A 17,696-nucleotide genomic window follows, 5' to 3' on the forward strand; every position below is an offset into this window, starting at 1 on the left:
TTTAGGCCATGCGCGGCTACGCCTTGGGCCTCCTGGCCCTCAACCTCCTCACCCTTCTTTGGGGCACCACCTTTGTGGTGGTCAAGGGGGCGGTAGGGGAGATGGCCCCAAGCCTCCTGGTCTTCCTGCGCTTTCTTTTGGCCAGCCTCTTCTTCCTCCCCTGGGCCTTTCGCCTGCCCAGGGGAGTGTGGGGCCCGGGGATGGAGCTGGCCTTTTGGCTCCTTCTGGGCTATGCCTCCCAGGCCATCGGCCTCATGCACACCTCGGCGAGCCGTAGCGCCTTTATCACTGCCCTGAACGTGGTCTTGGTGCCCTTGATCCTGGGCCTGGTGGGCCGGAGGCTTGGGAGCGTGTGGCTGGCGGCCCTTTTGGCCTTTTTGGGCGTGGGGTTTCTTTCCTACGATCCCCGCCAGCCTCCCTTGAACGCGGGAGATCTCTGGACCCTCCTCACCGCGTTCACCTACGCTCTATACATCGTGCGCCTCGAGGTGCACGCCAAGGCCTTTCCCTCCTTGCCCCTCACGGCGGTTCAGATCTTCGGCACGGCATTACTTGCCCTGCCCTGGGCCCTTTGGGAGGGGGTGAGGTGGGAAGGGATACCCTGGGGTGCCGTCCTCTACCTAGGGGTGGTGGCCACGGCCCTCACCACCTGGCTTCAGACCTGGGGGCAGAGGTACGTGCCTGCACCTCAGGCGGCCATCCTTTACACCATGGAACCCGTCTGGGCCACCCTTTTTGCCTTTGCCGTCTTGGGGGAAAGGCTAGGCTTTCTGGGGGGCCTTGGGGCGTTTCTGGTGGTCCTGGCCACCTTCCAGGCTATCCGCCGATCCCCAGCATGACCCGCTTCCTTAAGGTGGGAAGGGTGTTGCCGAAGGCGGGCTTGCGGTTGGTGGCGATCAGGATGGCATCCACCAGGGCCTCCACCGGCTCCTCTGCGGCGAAGGCCCAGGAAATATCCATCTCCAAGTCTGTGAGGAGGCAGGGCCGGAGCTTTTTGTCGGAGGTGAGGCGAAGCCGGGAGCAGTTGGAGCAGAAGGGCTCGGTTACGGGGTTGATGAACCCCAGGGTGCCCTGGGCCCCGGGGATCCGAAAAACCCGGGCCGGGGAGGTGGGGTCATGGGGAACGGGTTCCAAGGGGCCAAAGACCGCCTCGATCCGCGCCCGGATCTCCTTTCCTGACACAAAGCGGCGGCGGTACTCCTCGGGGTCGGAGTTGTCCAGGTGCATGTACTCGATGTAGCGCATGTGCAAGGGGCGGTCCAGGGAGAGGCTGGCTAGGGGCACCACCTCTTCCTCATTCATCCCCCGGATGACCACGGCGTTGAGCTTGACGGGGTGAAGCCCCAGTTCCAAGGCGGTATCTATGGCTTGTAAAACCCGCTCCACCTTTCCCCCACGGGTGATGCGGGTGAAGACCTCAGGGGTGATGGCGTCCAAGGAGATGTTCACGCGGTTCAGGCCTGCTTGCACCAGCTCCTTGGCCCTTTTGGCGAAGAGGAGGCCGTTGGTGGTGATGGCCACGTCCTCGATGCCCTCCTTGCTCCGGGCCCGTTCGATCATCTGGGGAAGCTCCTTGCGCACCAAGGGTTCCCCGCCCGTGAAGCGCACGGCAGAAAGGCCAAGAAGGGAGGCAGCCTCGAGGAAGTGGTCCACTTCCTCCACCGTGAGGGTCCCTGGGGGTTCGGCCATCTCGAGGCCTAGGGGATGGCAGTAAAGGCAGTGCAGGTTGCACCGGGGGGTGACGGAGATGCGAAGGTCTTTGATAACGCGCCCGTAGTTGTCCAGTAGCTTCATGCCTTTCCCCCTTTGGGCCACCATACTACGCCCTAGGCCGGAGGGCAAGGGATAAAAAAACAAACCCCCAGGCTTATGCCTGGGGGATATATGTGGAGCGGGAGACGGGACTTGAACCCGCGACCCCGACCTTGGCAAGGTCGTGCTCTACCAACTGAGCTACTCCCGCACGCGCCACACGCGGCGCGTAGTAAAAATCCCCCGCACCGACCTACTCTCCCAGGACCCTGCGGTCCCAGTACCATCGGCGCTGGCGCGTTTCACTTCCGTGTTCGGAATGGGAACGGGTGGTTCCACGCCGCTATGGGCACGGGGGATTCTCGTGTTTTGCTTTTCAAAATCCCACGCCGCCCACGAGCGGCAGGGGATCCAAGCTGGGGTGGTCATCAGGGCAAAAAGGGTCAAGACCTCGGACGATTGGGACCGGTCAGCTCAACGCCTCACGGCGCTTACACCTCCGGCCCATCCACCGGGTCGTCTTCCCGGGTCCTTACCGGCTTCACACCGTGGGAGGCCTCATCTTGGGGCGGGTTTCCCGCTTAGATGCTTTCAGCGGTTATCCCTCCCGCACATGGCTACCCAGCTTATGCCCCTGGAGGGACAGCTGGGAAACCAGAGGTGCGTCCCTTCCGGTCCTCTCGTACTAGGAAGAGCCCCCCTCAAGCCTCCTGCGCCCGTGGCGGATAGAGACCGAACTGTCTCACGACGTTCTGAACCCAGCTCGCGTGCCGCTTTAATGGGCGAACAGCCCAACCCTTGGGACCTTCTTCAGCCCCAGGATGCGACGAGCCGACATCGAGGTGCCAAACCTCCCCGCCGCTGTGGACGCTCGGGGGAGATCAGCCTGTTATCCCCGGGGTAACTTTTATCCGTTGATCGATGGCCCTTCCACACGGGACCACCGGTTCACTAGGCCCGGCTTTCGCCCCTGCTCGGCTTGCAGGCCTCACAGTCAGGCTCCCTTCTACCCTTGCGCTCTCCGGCGGATTTCCGTCCCGCCTGAGGGAACCTTTGGGCGCCTCCGTTACCCTTTAGGAGGCGACCGCCCCAGTCAAACTGCCCGCCAAGCGCTGTCCCCAATCCCTTGGGTTAGGCCCCCAGCCGCATCAGGGTGGTATTTCACCGGCGCCTCCACCGCCCCCGAAAGGGCGGCTTCACAGGCTCCCACCTATCCTACGCAGACGCGACCAAGAGCCAACACCAGGCTGCAGTAAAGCTCCACGGGGTCTTTTCGTCCTGCCACGGGTAGGCCGCATCTTCACGGCCAGTTCAATTTCACCGGGTCCCTCGCCGAGACAGCGCTCCGGTCGTTACGCTTTTCGTGCAGGTCGGAACTTACCCGACAAGGAATTTCGCTACCTTAGGACCGTTATAGTTACGGCCGCCGTTCACCGGGGCTTCGGTTCAGGGCTTGCACCCCTCCCCTTGACCTTCCGGCACCGGGCAAGCGTCGCTCCCTATACCTCCTCTTACGAGTTCGCAGAGAGCTGTGTTTTTGGTAAACAGTCGCCAGAGCCTGTTCACTGCGGCTCGCCATCGGCGCCGCACGCGGCGCCAACAGAGAGCACCCCTTCTCCCGAAGTTACGGGGCTAACTTGCAAAGTTCCTTGGCGAGGGTTATCCCGCGCGCCTGAGTGCTCTCGCACCCGCCCACCTGTGTCGGTCTCCGGTACGGGTTCCCATGGGTTGTGCTTAGAGGCTTTTCTCGGCTCCCTGGCTTCGGGGGGTTGTCACCCTCACGGGCTTCCCCACCACGCAGAGCACACGGGAGGCGGATTTGCCTACCTCCCACCCTGCGCTTCTGGCCGGGCTCGTCCATGGCTCCGGTCCCCCTAGCCTAGAGCGTCCCCCCATCGCACCCATGGGAAGGGCCGGAATATTAACCGGCTGCCCTTCGGCTACGCCCCTCGGCCTCACCTTAGGCCCCGCCTAACCCTACGCTGACGACCATTGCGTAGGAACCCTTGGGCTTACGGCGACAGGGATTCTCACCCTGTTTATCGTTACTCATGCCGGCATTCGCACTTCCCTTACCTCCAGCCGCCCTCGCGGACGACCTTCATCGGCATCGGGAACGCTCCCCTACCGCCTGAGGGATCACCCCTCAGACCCGCAGCTTCGGCGCTGGGCTTAAGCCCCGATCATTTTCGGCGCAGCGTCACTCGACCAGTGAGCTATTACGCACTCTTTAAAGGATGGCTGCTTCTAAGCCAACCTCCTGGCTGTCTCAGCAACGCCACATCCTTTCCCACTTAGCCCAGACTTCGGGACCTTAGCTGGCGGTCTCGGTTGTTCCCGCGCTTGGACACGGACGTTATCGCTCGCGCCCTCACTCCCAGGCTCCACCTGGAACCCTTCGGAGTTTGACAGGGTTTGGTAGGCTGGTGGGCCCCCTAGCCCTATCAGTGCTCTACAGGCCCCAGTCAGCACCTGAGGCTGACCCTAAAGTCATTTCGGGGAGAACCAGCTATCTCCGGGTTCGGTTAGCTTTTCACTCCTAACCCCAGCTCATCCGAGGGGTTTGCATCCCCCACCGGTTCGGGCCTCCACTGGGCTTCACCCCAGCTTCACCCTGGCCAGGGCTAGCTCACCCGGTTTCGGGTCCACGGCCGCGGACTAACGCCCTCTTCGGACTCGGTTTCCCTACGCCTCCGCCTCAACGGCTTAAGCTCGCCCACGACCGTGAGTCGCCGGCTCATGCTTCAATAGGCACGCCGCAACCCCCCAAAGGGGCCGCGACTGCTTGTAAGCCCACGGTTTCAGGCTCTATTTCACTCCCCTCCCGGGGTTCTTTTCACCTTTCCCTCACGGTACTGGTCCACTATCGGTCACCCGGAGTACTTAGCCTTAGGCGGTGGTCCGCCCAGATTCCCCCATGGCTCCACGAACCACAGGGTACTCGGGTACCCTCACCTATCCCCTCCCCTTTCGCCTACAGGGCTTTCACCTTCTCCGGCGCTGCTTCCCAACAGCTTCGGCTAGAGTCGGGGATTCGGTATCCGAGGGCCCCACTACCCCGCCCGGACAAGCCAGACGGTTTAGGCTCTTCCCCTTTCGCTCGCCGCTACTCAGGGAGTCGCTTTCGCTTTCCTCTCCTCTGGGTACTGAGATGTTTCAGTTCCCCAGGTTCCCCCCGCCAATCGGCGGTGACCCGTGTTCCCACAGGCCGGGTTCCCCCATTCGGACATCCAGGGATCAACGCCCGCTACCGGCTCCCCCTGGCTTATCGCAGGTAGCCACGTCCTTCATCGGCTCGGGTGCCAAGGCATCCACCGTGGGCCCTTAGCATCTTGACCCTCAAAGACCGCTCATCACGGCCTCCAACTACCTATCCTCCACCCCAGCTTTCAAGATCCCCCGCCGCCCCTTCAGGCAGCGCAAAGAAAAAACTACCAGACCAAAACAAGACTGTCAAGGGGGGCCGTGGGGATAGGCCTCTGGTATCTTGACGGAAAGGCTTCTCCTCGTTAAGCTAGTTTTTGCGTGCGGGGGCGATTAGCTCAGCTGGTCAGAGCGCACGCCTGATAAGCGTGAGGTCGGTGGTTCAAGTCCACCATCGCCCACCACGATGAGCAAGGGAAAATCCCCCGGGTAACGAGGCCCGGGGGATTGACCTTTTACACCTACACGACACCTAATAGCCGGTCGCTAAGGGAGGAGGATGCCCCAAGGAAGCTGCCTCATACCCTCAGCTCGGAGTATTGGGACGCCCAGGCCAGGATCTGGTCTACATAGGCGTCATTCCGCTTACCCCGCCTATAAGCGGTAGGCCCCCGGTTGTAGGCGTGCAGGACATCGCACCACGTGGGAAACTGCCCCTTCAACCACGCCAGATAGCGGATCCCCGCCGCCGTGGCGTACTGCACCCGGGCCGGGATGGGCATGTTGAGGAGGAGGGTGGGGTCCATGCCCACCTGGCGGAAGGCGCAGGGTTTGACCTGAAGCGGGCCGATCTCGGACCCCGAGGCGCAGGTGGCCCCGTTGCTGCTGATCTGGAGGGCGTACGCCACCCGGTCCACGTGGGGGTTGAAGGAGGACTCTCGCCGGGCCAGGGCCACCACGAGGTCCGGGGGCACCCCCATCCCTTCCGCCTGGGCCAGGGCCCCGGCCACGATCTGGGCCAGGTTCCGCCCCCCGCAGTCCCCGCAGGACTGCCGGGCCAGGGCGGGGTTGACTTCCGAAATGCGAGCATAAATGCGGTCAATCAAGCTCCACCGGTCCTTGTCCAAGGGCGGGGGCCCCGGGGGAGGGTAGGGGCAGGCGCTTCCAGAACCAGGGGTTCCCCCACCCCCACCACGCGCCGGGCTCGCCCCAGCCCGCGCCAGGGCCAGGACCCCGAGGGCCCCGAGGGCCCCGAGGGCCCACAGGCCCCAGTTAGCCCTGCTTCTTTCTTCCATCCTCCACCCCATGATGGCTCCGAGTCCTGAGCCTCCTACCCCGGTTCAGCGTCAACCAGCCGCCCCCCACGTACCAGGCGAAGGCGTGGATGTCCCCATACCGGGCCACCGCGACCTTTACCTCACCCCCGCGCACGTGGCGAAAATCACGCCGGGCCAGGGGAAAGACGCCCACCTCCATGGGCGGGGTAGGCGTCGGGTCAGGTAACACCAACGTGCGGTTTTGCCATCCCACCGGCACCATCACGGCCCCCAGGTTAAGACCCATTCGCCGATGGTAATCTTGTACAGGTTGCTTTTGGTAAACTCTTGGCCTGAGTTAAATACAAAGCGTGCAATGACTTGGTTGGTGATGTAGTCTGGGCCAACATATTTCCCCAGGCCGAACGTGGCCCAGGTAATGTTGGCCGCTGTGTTTGGTATGGTGAGGGGTTGCGTTTTTCTTGTGCGGCTTCCTGAAGTGTAAGTCTGATAGCTGATGCTGAAGTTTTCGGTGCCGTTGTAGTAACTGGTATCACTTGGGTTAAGGGGGAGAAATGCGCTCAGTACCCTGAACTGCACGGAAACTCCAGTCATGAACTCACTCATCATTTGAAGTAAGTGGTAAAAGTCTGGGTATCTGCCGCGCACCAAAATAAACCGCCCGGTCTTTACGCCAAGGCCGTTGATGTTGATGGAAACGTCCTGTGCTGTGTTGGGGAAGAAGGAAACCCTGTATTTGTAAATGAGGCGCAAGCGCTGGTCAGTAGCCAGGGTGAGGACTACGGGGTTGCTGCTACCGTCGCGGAAAAGCTCTCTGACCATCAGGTTGTTTCCCGGCGTGCTCACGGGGCTAAACCCCCACTCGGTTAGGTTTCTGCCGCCGACTTTGGTTTCCGGAAACTCAATGGTTGCGGAGATGTCGTAAACGTGGTCGGACACCAATGCATGCGGCAGAAGACTGCCATAGTCTTGCCGAGCTACCTCGCTGACAAGCCCAGTCTGGGTAGGGTCCGGAGGTGTGGAGCCGGTACCCACAACGGCGTAGCGCGCGAGGCTGAGCAGGTCGTACTGGGCCATGAGGGAGTCGTAGGTCTGGTTCAGGATGAGGTTGTGCTGTTCGGCTTCCCTCTCAACGACCCAAACCTTCCCCCGCCCGAGCCCGCCCGGGCCAGAGGTCAGGCGCTCCTTATAGCGCCCCACCTGCCAATGCAGGTGTTGCGGTTGCAGGCGGGTGCTGAATGTCGGTGGCGGCGGCAGAAGGGGCCGCACCACAACCCTCGGTATCAGGATTTCCTTGCCGGGCACGACAATCTTTCCCATGCTTCCTCCTTAGGCGAGTTCGTAGCTCCCTGTGGTTGGGGCAGAGAGGGTAGCCGAACCCAGGGCTTCGTAGCCAGGGGGGAAGTAGTTTGCCCCTCTCAAGTCCACGACCACCACTACCAGGGCGTAGGTTCCCGTGGTCGGGGCGGAGAGGGTAGCGGTGCCAAGGTTCTCCGTCCCAAGGTTCTGAACGACCACGATGGGGATGTAGTCGCCGGTGGCGGGTGCCGATAGGGTGGCCGAGCCAATGCCCTCCGTCCCGAGGTCCACGATGACCACGATGGGGATGTAGTCCCCAGTAGCGGGAGCGGTAAGGGTAGCTTGGCCTAAGTCCTCCATCCCGAGGTCCAGGGTGACTACGATGGGGATGTAATCGCCCGTGGTGGGGGCGGAGAGGCTGGCCGGGCCCAGAGCGTCCTCAACCCGTACGGGATATATCTCGGACCGCACGGCGTAGCCGGTGGCCCCCAGGGCGTCCAAGGCGCTTCCCAACAGCTCCACCTGGTAGGGCAAGGCTACGGCCTGGTCCAGCACCACAGGTTGGTCAAAGGTCTGGATGGTGTGGGCCGTGGCGTACAGCTCCCGCTGGACTCGCATGACCAGGCTCGTGCGGTCGGGGGAGAGGTGGAAGAGGAGCACGTCCGAGTCCGGAGGGTAGTAGCCAACGGTGGCGTCCTGGATGAGGACGGGATCCACGCCCGGGAAGGGGCCCCGCTGGACGAAGGCCTGGGTCACGGGATCCCACTGCCGCACCCAGACCTCCCCCTCCCGCTCGTAGGCCACCACGTGCCGGGCAGCTTGATCAAAGGCAAGGGCCAGGTGGCGGATCTCCTCCACCGGGTGGGGGAGGGGAGGCACCTCCACCTCCACCCACACCGCCACCTCGGGCCCCCGGGGATCGTGCAAGGGCCAGGGCCCCTCCCCGGGCACCTGGGCCTGGAAGAGGCGGAAGCGCCGCTCCACGCGGTCCAAGAGGCCCGCCCAGGCGTAGCCGTAGAGGGTGGCATAGCTTCCGTCCCCCGTGTCCCCCATGCTTCGGGGGCCGGGGGCCAGGCGAAGCTCCGGCGCGTAGGTATTGCCTCTGCGGTAAACCTGGGTCTTCAGCGGCATAGGCGCTCGCGCCGTAGGGTGTCCAAGTACCTTTGCCGGTAGGGCTCGTACTTGCTCATTACCTCCTCCTACTGCATCAGGATCTGCACGGCCACGGGCCCTTCACCAACGTCCGAAACCTCCAAAGCCTCCACTAGGAAGGTGAGGTCTAGGGCGGCGGCGGGCATGAGCACATAGGGCCCCACCCGCCCGGAGCCGTAGCGGAACCACAGGGCGGCTTTGGCGTCCCCGATGTTGACCACGTGCCCCCGGGTGGCGGGCTTTCCCAAGAGCCCCGCCACGTCCACCACCGCCACCCTTCCTATTTCGGGGGCGATCTGAGCGATGAGCGGAAGCCGGGCCGGGTCATGGCCCTGCACGTCCCGCCTTGGGCGGCCAAACTCGTATTCAAGGATGCGTTGGATGGCGGCCAGCTGGTCCTTCAAGCACGCCATATCTGCCCGCATCTCGCCCATGGCCTCCTGCAGGCGGGCAGGCAAAGCCGCCAAATCTTCTTGCTTTATGCCCAAGAGGTTGAGCACGCTGCACCTCCTTGCCCCCCAGCCTGGCCGCCCTTGCCCAGGTTTTCAAGGGCGGGCCGCACCACAAAGGCCCCCAGGAGGGCCACCAGGACCAGGTACACCGTGGCCACCCCGAGGGCGATGCCCACGCCCTGCTTGTAGGACTGCCAGAAGGACGGAGCCTGCATGCTACTCCTTCTTCCCCACCAGGGCCCCCACCAGGGCTAGGACCAGGAGGAGGCCCACCCAGATCAGGGCCCCACCCACCACGAAGCCGGCGCCAAAGCGAAGGCCGTCACTAAAGGTCATCTCCCACCTCCCGCCTTCTGCTCCATGCCCATAGCCCGGATGCGGGCCAGGGCGGCCTCAATCTGCCGCTGGGCGATGTCCCGAGGCAGGCCGGGGGCCATCTGCTGCAGGGCCTCCATGGCCTCCCGGAGTTTGGCTTCTGCCCGGGCGGAAGGATCGTACTGGGGGCCCACCTTCCGCCAGCGCTCCTCCGTGGCCAGGACCGCCTGCTCGGCCAGCTTCGGCACACGTTCGGAAAGCCATTTCTCGTAGTTAGCAAAGAGCATCCGCACCGCCGCCGCGAGGACGGGCCCCACCACGGGGATGGCGGAAACCACCCGCACGATGAGCCCCGAGAGAAGGGCGATGAGCCCGGCCGCGAGGAGAGCTTGGACGAGCCAGACGAGCCAGACCTGCCCCTGAGGTAGGAAGTCCTGCACGCTCACACCATCACCCCCACGCGCTTCACCCCACCCCTACCTTCACAGTCGCAGGGGGTGGGAGCAGGAGATCCGTCCTGGCACGTGACCAGCACCTGCGGGCAGATCCGATCAGACGGGGGGGAGCTTCGGGAAGGCTGCCCGCCCTGGGACTGCCCCCCTCCCCGCCGGGCCAGGGCATAGCCCGCGTAGGCCCCGGCCGCCACCGCCACCGCCACGATCCAAGCGCCCTGCATCCGTCACCTCACCAGAGGGGCACCACGGGCAGAGGGGCGGGCCTGCCCACATAGGCCGGGTTGTACCAGCCGCAGAGGCTCGGGGCTACCCGGCAAAGGGCGTCCTGCCCCAAACCGCCCAGCCCAAAGGGCAGCTGGCCGCCGAAGTCACCCACCACCACGGGAGGGGTTTCGGTCTGGGCCGGGGGAGCTTCCGACTGCTTCGGCGTCTGGGCCGGGGGAGCTTCCGACTGCTTCGGCGTCTGCCCGGCGGTAGCCTGCCCCTGCCCCTTGGCCAGCTGATACGCCAGATAGCCGGCCACGCCAAAGCCCAAAAGGGCCAGCAAAAGCGCTCTACTTTCCATCCTCTTTCACCTCCCTCACCCGAAGGCCCTGCCGGTAAGCCTGGGCCTCCATGGCGTTCGCCACCCGGGAGAGGTAATAGGCCTGCCGGCGGCCGTTCTCCTCTATCCGGGCCAAACGCTCCCGCACCTCGGCCACATCCCGGAACACGAGCTTCAGGAACGCCGCAAAGGCCACTGCCCCCAAGCCCATGTCCAGGACGTCCTTCCACTCCACTAGCAGACCACCCCCTCCGTGGCCAGCTGCTGTAGCTGCTTCTTGACCCCCTCAATCTGAGCCTGGTAGGTCTCCAGCTCGTCTTTCAGGGCCGCGTACTGCTGGGCCGCCTGGTCCACCGCCCGGGAGTCGTCGTAGTTGAAGAGATTTCCCGGCCGGGGCCCCTGCCCCTTCACGTAGTCCATGCAGGCGTTGTAGTTCCCGCCCAGGGCAGGGGAGCAGATTTCCCAGAAGCAAGCCTCCCGCTTGGCGTAGCTCCAGCAGTTCGTATCCGCGCTGGACCCCTTGGCCACCAGATCGTTCATCTTCTTCTTCACATCGTCCGCGGCAGACTGGAGCTTTTGCAGTTTTGCTTTCAGGTCCGCGCAAAGCTGCCCCTTGGTGATGGTGGGGGTTTGGGGGGTCGGGGTAGAAATGGGTTGAGAGGAGGGGGGCACGACAGGCTGGGCCGGGGCGTACGGCACACGCTGCCTGTTGGGATCGGTCATCCTCCAGGCGATGAGTCCTCCCACGACCACCGCTCCTATCGCCGCAACCCCCAAAAGGGTGTTCTCGCTCATGTCCACCTCCAAACCAGCACGGCCATCACCAGCGCCGCTCCTACGGTGACGGCGGCCACGGTGAGGGCCTGGGCCTGGCGGGCTCGGGCGGCGGCCTCCAACATGGCCCGCTCTTGGGCCAAGCGGGCCGCTTCCATCTGGGCTTGGGCGGCCGCCTTTTGGGCCTCCAAGGCCATGCGCTCCTCATCCGTGAAGATGAAGTCGTCCAGCAGGTTGGTGACCCCACCGATGAGTCCGCCAAAAACGTCCATGCTCACTCCTTCAATGCAAGGACCACCAGGAGGACCACCCCGAGGCCCACCAGGACCCAGACCCACACGGGCACCACGGGCTGCGCTTGGACGCTCGCGGCTTGTGCTTTGGCCGCTTCCGCCTGGGCCTGAGCCAGCCGAAGCTGGTACTCCAGCTGTTCCTGCTCGGTCAAGATGTAAGGGTCAATGAGGCTCCCAATCTGGCCCAGCCCGCCCAAGATCTGGGCCCAGAGGGGGGTGTCCCCCGCGCTCCCGGAAACGCCCCCCGTAAGGGGAAGGGTGTAGGAGTTGGAGAGGCTGAACCCCCAGGACCCCGAAGCCCCGGAGTCCAAGAGGGTGTAGGGGGGCGTGTACCCCGAAAGGCTGGGGGAATAGGATTCGGAGAGGCCGAACGGCATGGCTCACCCCCTCAGAGGCCGCCCCGGTTCTCCAGCTCAGCCAGGCGCAAAAGGCGGCTCTTGTCCAGCACCTCCACCCGCCGGCCCATGGCGGCGATCTGGATGTAGTGGCCGGCCCGCTCGTTCCAGACCATGGGCACCTGGGTGGTGAAGACCTCCAGGAGAAGGCGGGTGCCCGGCACCAGCTCCACCTGCTGGGGCCAGGCCAGCATGGTCTCCAGGTTGTTCTGGTCCACGCTGTGCATGGTGGAGAAGGACTGGTTGAAGACGGTGGCCACGCTGTCGTCCACCCCGCCCGCGTCCCGGGCCACCCGGAGGCGGAACTGCCCGTCAGCGTGGGTGTAGTAGACCTCAATGTCCTGGGTGCCGGTCACGCCGGCGGGCTCCACGAAGGTCACTTGCTGGCTCGCGTAGTTGACGGCATTGATCTGGCACCGCTGCCACACCCCGCCCACCTTGGCCCAGACGGCCACGTCTGGGTGGTAGGTGGAGGGCAGGGTAGGGGCCCCCTGCAAGGAGGGGATGAGGTAGGGCAGGGTGACGGTGCGGGCCTGGGCCGTGGCCAGATTCTGGCCCGCGAAGGCGGCCAGGCCCCGCAAGTAGATGCGCAGGCGCCGCTCTCCCGCCAGAATGCGGAAGTGGGCCGTGTCCGGGGTGCGCATCTGGGCCAGGGCGAAATACTCATTGGGGCGGTAGGCCAGGCCGGTGGCGTCAAAGTCCTCGTTGTCAATCCAGGCGAACTGCCACCCCGAGGCCTGGACCGCCGCCGGAGCGGGCCGCGCCGGCTGGGGCTGCGGCTGAGGCGCGGGGGAGGGGGCGGAAGGGGCGTCCTGGAACACCCCGAGGCCCCTCCGAACCGCGTTGCGAAGGCTATCCAAGAGCGCCATAGTCCCTCCTACACGTTGGAGTTGTCCACGCCCACGGGCAGCTCAATGCGGGTGCGGGAGTCGTTGAGGTTCACGGTGATGCCGGGGTCGGTCTCCACGTAGATCTCCAGGGTGTCCCCCTCCCGCAGCACGATGCCCTGGGGCGGGGTAGGGGCGTAAAGTGGGCTCGCGGTCTGCAGGATGTTCTGGTAGAACTTGGCGTCCCGCTGCTGGGCCTCGGAGAGGTCGTAGTACGAAGCGTACTGGGCCTTGACCAAAAACTCGGGGAAGTCAAAGCCCTTGGTGCGCCGGGCAAAGAAGACGTCCGTGGTGTGGGGCAGCTGGTTGCCGCCGGAATCGTAGAGCTTGAGGACCACGGGGACGGGGTTGGGAAAGACCCAAGTGGCCCCCGAGGGCACCACGAACTCGCCCACCTTCACCTTCTGCCTGCCGCCGTACGCCTGGAACTCGGGGCCGCTCCTCAGGATGGTGATGGGGCGGGCCCCGGGCCGAAGCCGCTTGATCCGCTCAAAAGCCTCCTGCATCCTTTACCTCCTTAGTCAATGTCCAAAATCGCCATGACCAGGTTCGCGAAGGAACCGGCCGCCACGCCTAAGCCGATGTAGTCCACCATGGGGTCCTCGGTCAGCTTGTTGTTGATGAGCAGTGAGCCCACGATGACCCCGCCCAGGTTGAGCAACACCCTGTTGGTCCGGGCGTTCGGGACCTCCTTGCTGGTGTCGGGCTTTCCGTCCGGACCCACCGCGTAGTAGTGGACACGCCCGTCCTCGCCCTTCGCCGCCCAGCCAAAGAGGTCGCGCCTGGACGTATAGAGCGCCTTCCGCGCCAGATAAGCCCCTAGCACCCCCACGCTCACGCTCACCACGATGGGGTTCTGCACCACCTCCAGGGGGTTGCTGGTGGAGGCCAGCTTGCGCATGTCCTGCGCCGCGATTGCCGCCGTATCCGCCATTCGCCCTCCTTCTGCCGCCCACGGTAGGCGGGGGGCGATGGGGGAATAAAGAGCGAAGCGCCCCGGAGATACGCCGGGGCGCTTGGGAGTTTTGGGCCGCTTCGCCCGGGCACTTCGCCCGGGCGAAGTGCCCCTTAGCCGTCCAGGGGCACGAAAACCCGCCTTTGTGGGGCCCTCGGGTCCCGGAGGACCAGGCCCGCCCGGTCCCGGTCCAGGTCCTTCACCCCGTACTCCGGGGGCAGGCCGTCATCGGGGCGCTTGAGGAGCCTGACCCGCTCCCCCAGCTCGGGGAACATGTCCGCCAGGGCCTGGACTTCCCGGGGTTCCGTGAGGCGGAAGGCCACCAGGTGGGAGGCCTGACGGCGCACCCCGGGGTCTATGCCCCCGGTGGCGGCCTGGAGCATCTGGGTGACGAAGATGGCCGAATGCCCGTGCTCCCTTCCCCCGGTCAGGACCTCAAAGAGGCCCTTGGGCACCTGCCCCCGGGGAAAAAAGTGGTGGGCCTCGTCAAGCAGCAGAAGGGTGTCCTGGAGGCGCATGATGGCCTGGCCCAGGGCATCCAAAAAGGGGCGGGGGTCGTAGCCGGTGACGTGGAAGTGGACCCTGCGGTGGCGCTTCAAAACAGCCCAGGGGTCCCCGTCCTCCCCCACGCGGAAACGGGCCTCTGCCAAATCACCGAACTCCGTCTTGCGGTTGACGATGACGAGGCGGCGGAAGCGGCCCTCCATAGCCCGCACGATCTGCCGGGCCAGGGTGGACTTCCCTGACCCGGATTTCCCTACGATGAGGATGCGGAAGGTCTGCCTGCCGCCCATCTAGCCCTGGTAGGCCTGCCACAGCTCCCACCCGGCCCACGCGGCCAGGGCGAGGGCCACCACGGCCTGGGCGGTCTCGCACTTGGGGCAGCCCTGGCCGTCCCGCAGGTTTTTGATGCGGCCCAAACCCAAGTAGAGCCCCCCAGCGAAAACGGCCAGGGGGAAAGCCTGCTCCTTTACGAAGTTCGTCATTTTTTCCTCCCTTTCTTCTGCTGAGCCACGTCAATCCCCCGTTCCTTGAGCACCATGGCGATGGCCCGCTTTTCCAGGGGGCTTCCCCCAGGGGCGCGGTAGCGGCTCACCAGGGCGGGGGTGGTTTCCTCCCGCAATTTCTCTGCCATCTGGGCTACCTTTTTTCTATTGGCCGCGGCGGTTTTCCCACCCTTGGAGGCGTTATAGCTACGCTGAGCAGCCTCCATGCGGGCACTCCATTCCCCAGCCCGCTTAGCGCGCAGGTAGTCCTCCGCGGCCAAACGGGTTACCTCGCGTTCCCAGTCCCTGATTTGGCGCAGGGTCTCGTAGTCCTTCTTCTCTTTAGCCTCACGAATGAGCCGGCGGGTCTCGCGATCAGGGACAAACCGGACACGTACCCCTTTTCGCGTTTCCTTTATGGCCACGACCTCGCCACCCTTGTGCACCCGCACCTCCTTGGGCACGGGCTGCAGCTCCACCCGGGCGGGGCGCTCGGGGGGGCGTATGAACCGCCCTTTGGCGTCCCGGTACACCACCCGGCAAATCTTCTGCCAACGGATAGCCATCATGTCCTCCACAGGGGCGGCTCTTTGAGCCGCCCCGCCTGGGCCTGTTTGGCCAAAAAGGTTTCCGGATCCACGCAATAGGCCAGCACCTTCTGCCTGGCCTCCTCCCCTCCCCTGGGGAAGAAGAGCCACCCGCCTTCAGAGGCCGGGGGCACCCTGACGAAAACGTCAAAGTGCAGGTGGCAGTAGCCCCCTGTGGTCATCTTGCCGATGGTGCCGATCTGCTGGCCCGCCGTCACCACGTCCCCGGGGCGCACCAGGATGTCCCGCAGATGGCCGTAGCGGGTCCACACCCCGGCGCTGGGATGCCAAAGGACCACCACGCCGCCCCACGTGGGGAAGCGGCCGGCGATCACAACCCGCCCGTCCGTCATGGCGTGCACGGGCTGGCCGCAGTCCGTATCCCCGCCGCCGGGCCCGTTCAGGTCCACCCCCGTGTGCCAGTAGCCCGGGGGAACCAGCCAACTCCCATCCGGCCTCTTCACGCCCAGGTAGTAGTCGGGGTCCAAGTAACGCACATCTGGCCTGGCCTTCCTGGGGTTGATGGGCCAGTAGTAAAGGCCAGAGCGGGGGACGTTCTCAGGCATGAACCTCCTCCCCAGGAGCAGGAGCAGGAATAGCCCCCCTAGCCCGTACATCCATAACCGCACGCACACCTCCGTACGCCGCTATAGCCAGCACCCCGCCGCCCAGGAGAATCCGGAGCCACGGAGGCAGATTCTCCACGCTCCCCATGCCCGGAAGGCGGTTCTTCCCGATGCCGTACTTGGCCAGGGCCTCCCCGACCTTCAGGACGTCCAGCACTTGGGCCGGGGGCATGAGGCCGAAGAGGGCCCCCTGCCAAGCCCGCAGAAACGCGGCCTTTTCCTCCTCCGACTGGACCCGCACCCCGAGCATGAGCAAAAACGCCGCCCCGCCCGCGATCTCCTCCCCGGTGAAGGGGATCACGGGAGGCTCCGCCGGCGGAAGCTCAGAGAAGTCTTCCGGGGCCTCCTCGCCTACCTCGCCTAGGGGCTCCCAGCTACCAGATGACGGGGCCGCTTCCGCTTCCTCCACCGGGGGCGGTGGGGGTGGGGTTTGCGCCTGGGGTTCCTCCACTACCGTTTGCACTCGCACCTCCCTTTCCGGCCAGGGCCACGCCCAGGAGGACCAGGGCCCCGGCCCCCAGGGCCGCGAGAAAGCCGAAGGGGCTCTTCTTAGGGGCACCCCTGGGGGGCTCCTCGGGCTCGGGTTCGGGCCTGGCGGGCTCCTCCTGCGAGGCCTCTTTAGGCCCGGCCACCCGGGGCTGGGACTCCACGGCGGCCTCCAGAATGGGGTCTAAAGGCCCCTGGAGGGGGACGGCCTTCACCTCTCTGGCCTCCCCCTCCTCCTCCAGGACGGCCTTCTCGCCTATGACCTCCTCCGGGAGCTTGAGCCGGAGCATGGTCTACCTCCGAGAGCGCTTCTTCCTCTTGGTCTTACTGGTCTTCCGCTTAGGCATACGCCCTCCTTCTCCTTCCACCAACAAGGGCCAGGGCCACCACACCCAGGGCGGCCAGCCCGAGGGCCCCCACGCCCACCCCCGCGCCCGCCACGGCGGCCGCCCGGGCCGGGGCCGGCACCAGCTCCACCGCCTCCTTCAGCTCGGCCACGATGCGCCACACCAGATAGAGGACGGCGATCACCGCGGCGGCGCTGAGGGCCAGGGCGGGCAGGAGGGCCGGGTAGATGTCCCCCCCGCCCAGGTAGCCCATGGGCTGGGGGCACTTGGTGGACCCGCATCCCGCCCCCCCGTAGGCGGGAGGCACGGCCCAGGGGTCAGCGGTGCCAAGAGAGGAAGATGAGGAAGGGGCCGCCTCCACCTTCAGCTGAATGACCAAATCGCTTCCCCGCTTCCCCCAGTCCAACACCCGGACCCCAGGGCCGTACTTGGCCCGCAGGGCCCGCTCCAAATCGGCCCGCGTGACCCGGGAAACGTCCCCCCCTTTGTGGGCCGCCACGATCTCGTAGGTCTTTCCCGGCTGCAACGGGGCGTTGGGGTCCACGGGCACCCGCTGATAGGCCATGCCCTCAGCCTGCCGTCCAGAGGCGGGCAAAAAAAGCCCGGCCCGCCAGGGCGAAGCGGCGGGCCGGAACGCCAGGGCGAACCGCCCGGGCGAAGTGAACCTTAGCGCTTCACAAGCCTGCGCACAAGTTCCACTAGGGCCGCGAGGCGGCCCGCCACCCCCTCCCCCACCCCGGGCAGGGCCATGAGGTCCTGGATGTCCCAGCCGTGCAAGTTGCGGATATCCCCGTCCAGGGCCTGGGCGATGGACCGGGCGGCCACTGGGCTTCCCAGGAGGGCGTAGAGGAGGTTTTCCAGCGGCTGAGACTCAATCGGCACCGGGTTCCGCTTGCGGGTGGCGAGGGCCAGGATACGCCTACCGGGGCGCCCTTTTTTGAGTTCCATCCCCCGCATCATAGCACGCCTC

At 65.3% G+C, this 17,696-nt stretch carries 26 protein-coding genes, 2 tRNA genes and 2 rRNA genes; 2 read left to right on the forward strand and 28 right to left on the reverse strand.

The features are described from left to right. The first annotated feature begins 8 nt into the window (after nt 1-8). Nucleotides 9-839, forward strand: coding sequence for a DMT family transporter (locus KQ693_RS04745; RefSeq protein WP_267262082.1), 831 nt, complete (start codon nt 9-11; stop codon nt 837-839). On the opposite strand, the gene moaA is transcribed toward KQ693_RS04745, so the two are convergent. The 4 genes from moaA to KQ693_RS04765 all read right to left on the reverse strand — a co-directional run bounded on the left by moaA (nt 817) and on the right by KQ693_RS04765 (nt 5,090). Beyond that, nucleotides 817-1,794, reverse strand: coding sequence for a GTP 3',8-cyclase MoaA (moaA, locus tag KQ693_RS04750; protein WP_267262083.1), 978 nt, complete (start codon nt 1,792-1,794; stop codon nt 817-819). The two genes, KQ693_RS04745 and moaA, sit on opposite strands and share 23 nt — an antisense overlap. A gap of 93 nt (nt 1,795-1,887) precedes the next feature. Further along, nucleotides 1,888-1,963 (reverse strand) — tRNA-Gly (locus KQ693_RS04755). A gap of 29 nt (nt 1,964-1,992) precedes the next feature. Further along, nucleotides 1,993-2,109, reverse strand: a 5S ribosomal RNA gene (rrf, locus tag KQ693_RS04760). An 82-nt stretch (nt 2,110-2,191) separates the two neighbouring features. Further along, a 23S ribosomal RNA gene (locus KQ693_RS04765) occupies nt 2,192-5,090 on the reverse strand. A gap of 193 nt (nt 5,091-5,283) precedes the next feature. Here KQ693_RS04765 and KQ693_RS04770 point away from each other — a divergent pair. Then, nucleotides 5,284-5,360, forward strand: a tRNA-Ile gene (locus tag KQ693_RS04770). Between the two features lie 114 nt (nt 5,361-5,474). On the opposite strand, the gene KQ693_RS04775 is transcribed toward KQ693_RS04770, so the two are convergent. From KQ693_RS04775 to KQ693_RS04890, 24 genes are all read right to left on the reverse strand, one after another. After that, a complete protein-coding gene (locus KQ693_RS04775) occupies nt 5,475-6,191 on the reverse strand; it encodes a transglycosylase SLT domain-containing protein (protein ID WP_267262084.1) in 717 nt (238 codons plus the stop codon). Continuing rightward, nucleotides 6,169-6,459, reverse strand: coding sequence for a hypothetical protein (locus KQ693_RS04780; protein ID WP_126164496.1), 291 nt, complete (start codon nt 6,457-6,459; stop codon nt 6,169-6,171). The genes KQ693_RS04775 and KQ693_RS04780 overlap by 23 nt, the downstream gene beginning before the upstream one ends. Next, nucleotides 6,435-7,493: a hypothetical protein gene (locus KQ693_RS04785; protein WP_267262085.1), complete on the reverse strand. Its 1,059-nt coding sequence runs from the start codon at nt 7,491-7,493 to the stop codon at nt 6,435-6,437. Before KQ693_RS04785 ends, KQ693_RS04780 begins: the two co-directional genes overlap by 25 nt. Before the next feature lie 9 nt (nt 7,494-7,502). After that, nucleotides 7,503-8,603 (reverse strand): hypothetical protein, encoded by a 1,101-nt coding sequence (locus KQ693_RS04790; protein ID WP_267262086.1) that lies wholly within the window; start codon nt 8,601-8,603, stop codon nt 7,503-7,505. Between the two features lie 68 nt (nt 8,604-8,671). Further along, complete coding sequence (locus KQ693_RS04795) at nt 8,672-9,124, reverse strand: hypothetical protein (protein WP_008630936.1); 453 nt, start codon at nt 9,122-9,124, stop codon at nt 8,672-8,674. Then, nucleotides 9,103-9,291 (reverse strand): hypothetical protein, encoded by a 189-nt coding sequence (locus KQ693_RS04800; protein WP_008630937.1) that lies wholly within the window; start codon nt 9,289-9,291, stop codon nt 9,103-9,105. Before KQ693_RS04800 ends, KQ693_RS04795 begins: the two co-directional genes overlap by 22 nt. A gap of 117 nt (nt 9,292-9,408) precedes the next feature. After that, nucleotides 9,409-9,837 (reverse strand): hypothetical protein, encoded by a 429-nt coding sequence (locus tag KQ693_RS04805; RefSeq protein WP_246584441.1) that lies wholly within the window; start codon nt 9,835-9,837, stop codon nt 9,409-9,411. Beyond that, entirely contained in the window at nt 9,834-10,067 is a 234-nt protein-coding gene (locus KQ693_RS04810; protein ID WP_124105057.1) for a hypothetical protein, read from the reverse strand. The genes KQ693_RS04805 and KQ693_RS04810 overlap by 4 nt, the downstream gene beginning before the upstream one ends. Nucleotides 10,068-10,075: 8 nt before the next feature. After that, on the reverse strand, nt 10,076-10,411 hold the full coding sequence (locus KQ693_RS04815) for a hypothetical protein (RefSeq protein WP_267262087.1): 336 nt from the start codon (nt 10,409-10,411) through the stop codon (nt 10,076-10,078). After that, entirely contained in the window at nt 10,401-10,625 is a 225-nt protein-coding gene (locus KQ693_RS04820; protein WP_126164491.1) for a hypothetical protein, read from the reverse strand. The genes KQ693_RS04815 and KQ693_RS04820 overlap by 11 nt, the downstream gene beginning before the upstream one ends. Beyond that, nucleotides 10,625-11,185, reverse strand: a complete 561-nt coding sequence (locus tag KQ693_RS04825; protein WP_267262088.1) for a hypothetical protein — start codon at nt 11,183-11,185, stop codon at nt 10,625-10,627. Before KQ693_RS04825 ends, KQ693_RS04820 begins: the two co-directional genes overlap by 1 nt. Next, nucleotides 11,182-11,436 (reverse strand): hypothetical protein, encoded by a 255-nt coding sequence (locus KQ693_RS04830; RefSeq protein WP_038035056.1) that lies wholly within the window; start codon nt 11,434-11,436, stop codon nt 11,182-11,184. Before KQ693_RS04830 ends, KQ693_RS04825 begins: the two co-directional genes overlap by 4 nt. 2 nt (nt 11,437-11,438) lie before the next feature. Continuing rightward, entirely contained in the window at nt 11,439-11,834 is a 396-nt protein-coding gene (locus KQ693_RS04835; RefSeq protein WP_267262089.1) for a hypothetical protein, read from the reverse strand. An 11-nt stretch (nt 11,835-11,845) separates the two neighbouring features. Further along, the gene (locus KQ693_RS04840) at nt 11,846-12,721 is read right to left on the reverse strand and encodes a hypothetical protein (protein WP_267262090.1); all 876 of its coding nucleotides are present in this window, start codon (nt 12,719-12,721) and stop codon (nt 11,846-11,848) included. Nucleotides 12,722-12,729: 8 nt separating this feature from the next. Then, nucleotides 12,730-13,245 (reverse strand): hypothetical protein, encoded by a 516-nt coding sequence (locus KQ693_RS04845; protein WP_267262091.1) that lies wholly within the window; start codon nt 13,243-13,245, stop codon nt 12,730-12,732. Between the two features lie 11 nt (nt 13,246-13,256). Then, nucleotides 13,257-13,640 carry a hypothetical protein gene (locus tag KQ693_RS04850; RefSeq protein WP_238529934.1) on the reverse strand — a complete coding sequence of 128 codons (384 nt, stop codon included), beginning with the start codon at nt 13,638-13,640 and terminating at the stop codon, nt 13,257-13,259. Between the two features lie 167 nt (nt 13,641-13,807). Continuing rightward, nucleotides 13,808-14,488, reverse strand: a complete 681-nt coding sequence (locus KQ693_RS04855; RefSeq protein WP_008630953.1) for an AAA family ATPase — start codon at nt 14,486-14,488, stop codon at nt 13,808-13,810. Beyond that, on the reverse strand, nt 14,489-14,680 hold the full coding sequence (locus KQ693_RS04860; protein WP_267262092.1) for a hypothetical protein: 192 nt from the start codon (nt 14,678-14,680) through the stop codon (nt 14,489-14,491). Further along, nucleotides 14,677-15,249, reverse strand: coding sequence for a hypothetical protein (locus KQ693_RS04865; protein WP_267262093.1), 573 nt, complete (start codon nt 15,247-15,249; stop codon nt 14,677-14,679). Before KQ693_RS04865 ends, KQ693_RS04860 begins: the two co-directional genes overlap by 4 nt. After that, a complete protein-coding gene (locus KQ693_RS04870; RefSeq protein WP_267262094.1) occupies nt 15,246-15,833 on the reverse strand; it encodes a M23 family metallopeptidase in 588 nt (195 codons plus the stop codon). The genes KQ693_RS04865 and KQ693_RS04870 overlap by 4 nt, the downstream gene beginning before the upstream one ends. After that, nucleotides 15,826-16,356, reverse strand: coding sequence for a hypothetical protein (locus KQ693_RS04875; protein WP_267262095.1), 531 nt, complete (start codon nt 16,354-16,356; stop codon nt 15,826-15,828). Before KQ693_RS04875 ends, KQ693_RS04870 begins: the two co-directional genes overlap by 8 nt. Further along, nucleotides 16,268-16,669, reverse strand: coding sequence for a hypothetical protein (locus KQ693_RS04880; RefSeq protein WP_039459768.1), 402 nt, complete (start codon nt 16,667-16,669; stop codon nt 16,268-16,270). Before KQ693_RS04880 ends, KQ693_RS04875 begins: the two co-directional genes overlap by 89 nt. Nucleotides 16,670-16,718: 49 nt before the next feature. Beyond that, complete coding sequence (locus tag KQ693_RS04885) at nt 16,719-17,291, reverse strand: hypothetical protein (protein WP_039459766.1); 573 nt, start codon at nt 17,289-17,291, stop codon at nt 16,719-16,721. 101 nt (nt 17,292-17,392) lie between these two features. Next, the gene (locus tag KQ693_RS04890; RefSeq protein WP_038034987.1) at nt 17,393-17,674 is read right to left on the reverse strand and encodes a hypothetical protein; all 282 of its coding nucleotides are present in this window, start codon (nt 17,672-17,674) and stop codon (nt 17,393-17,395) included. Nucleotides 17,675-17,696: the final 22 nt, after the last annotated feature.

Source organism: Thermus brevis, from assembly GCF_026427635.1.
In the GTDB taxonomy this organism is placed as follows: Bacteria; Deinococcota; Deinococci; order Deinococcales; family Thermaceae; genus Thermus; species Thermus antranikianii.

Excerpts from the sequence above, each read along its gene's own strand:
- KQ693_RS04855 (WP_008630953.1), bottom strand. The coding sequence starts at position 14,488 with ATGGGCGGCAGGCAGACCTTCCGCATCCTCATCGTAGGGAAATCCGGG.
- KQ693_RS04785 (WP_267262085.1), bottom strand. The coding sequence starts at position 7,493 with ATGGGAAAGATTGTCGTGCCCGGCAAGGAAATCCTGATACCGAGGGTT.
- KQ693_RS04800 (WP_008630937.1), bottom strand. The coding sequence starts at position 9,291 with ATGCAGGCTCCGTCCTTCTGGCAGTCCTACAAGCAGGGCGTGGGCATC.
- KQ693_RS04850 (WP_238529934.1), bottom strand. The coding sequence starts at position 13,640 with ATGCGCAAGCTGGCCTCCACCAGCAACCCCCTGGAGGTGGTGCAGAAC.
- KQ693_RS04840 (WP_267262090.1), bottom strand. The coding sequence starts at position 12,721 with ATGGCGCTCTTGGATAGCCTTCGCAACGCGGTTCGGAGGGGCCTCGGG.
- KQ693_RS04870 (WP_267262094.1), bottom strand. The coding sequence starts at position 15,833 with ATGCCTGAGAACGTCCCCCGCTCTGGCCTTTACTACTGGCCCATCAAC.
- KQ693_RS04825 (WP_267262088.1), bottom strand. The coding sequence starts at position 11,185 with ATGAGCGAGAACACCCTTTTGGGGGTTGCGGCGATAGGAGCGGTGGTC.
- moaA (WP_267262083.1), bottom strand. The coding sequence starts at position 1,794 with ATGAAGCTACTGGACAACTACGGGCGCGTTATCAAAGACCTTCGCATC.
- KQ693_RS04880 (WP_039459768.1), bottom strand. The coding sequence starts at position 16,669 with ATGCTCCGGCTCAAGCTCCCGGAGGAGGTCATAGGCGAGAAGGCCGTC.
- KQ693_RS04845 (WP_267262091.1), bottom strand. The coding sequence starts at position 13,245 with ATGCAGGAGGCTTTTGAGCGGATCAAGCGGCTTCGGCCCGGGGCCCGC.
- KQ693_RS04835 (WP_267262089.1), bottom strand. The coding sequence starts at position 11,834 with ATGCCGTTCGGCCTCTCCGAATCCTATTCCCCCAGCCTTTCGGGGTAC.
- KQ693_RS04885 (WP_039459766.1), bottom strand. The coding sequence starts at position 17,291 with ATGGCCTATCAGCGGGTGCCCGTGGACCCCAACGCCCCGTTGCAGCCG.
- KQ693_RS04780 (WP_126164496.1), bottom strand. The coding sequence starts at position 6,459 with ATGGGTCTTAACCTGGGGGCCGTGATGGTGCCGGTGGGATGGCAAAAC.
- KQ693_RS04790 (WP_267262086.1), bottom strand. The coding sequence starts at position 8,603 with ATGCCGCTGAAGACCCAGGTTTACCGCAGAGGCAATACCTACGCGCCG.
- KQ693_RS04890 (WP_038034987.1), bottom strand. The coding sequence starts at position 17,674 with ATGGAACTCAAAAAAGGGCGCCCCGGTAGGCGTATCCTGGCCCTCGCC.
- KQ693_RS04810 (WP_124105057.1), bottom strand. The coding sequence starts at position 10,067 with ATGCAGGGCGCTTGGATCGTGGCGGTGGCGGTGGCGGCCGGGGCCTAC.
- KQ693_RS04830 (WP_038035056.1), bottom strand. The coding sequence starts at position 11,436 with ATGGACGTTTTTGGCGGACTCATCGGTGGGGTCACCAACCTGCTGGAC.
- KQ693_RS04865 (WP_267262093.1), bottom strand. The coding sequence starts at position 15,249 with ATGATGGCTATCCGTTGGCAGAAGATTTGCCGGGTGGTGTACCGGGAC.
- KQ693_RS04775 (WP_267262084.1), bottom strand. The coding sequence starts at position 6,191 with ATGGAAGAAAGAAGCAGGGCTAACTGGGGCCTGTGGGCCCTCGGGGCC.
- KQ693_RS04860 (WP_267262092.1), bottom strand. The coding sequence starts at position 14,680 with ATGACGAACTTCGTAAAGGAGCAGGCTTTCCCCCTGGCCGTTTTCGCT.
- KQ693_RS04815 (WP_267262087.1), bottom strand. The coding sequence starts at position 10,411 with ATGGAAAGTAGAGCGCTTTTGCTGGCCCTTTTGGGCTTTGGCGTGGCC.
- KQ693_RS04745 (WP_267262082.1), top strand. The coding sequence starts at position 9 with ATGCGCGGCTACGCCTTGGGCCTCCTGGCCCTCAACCTCCTCACCCTT.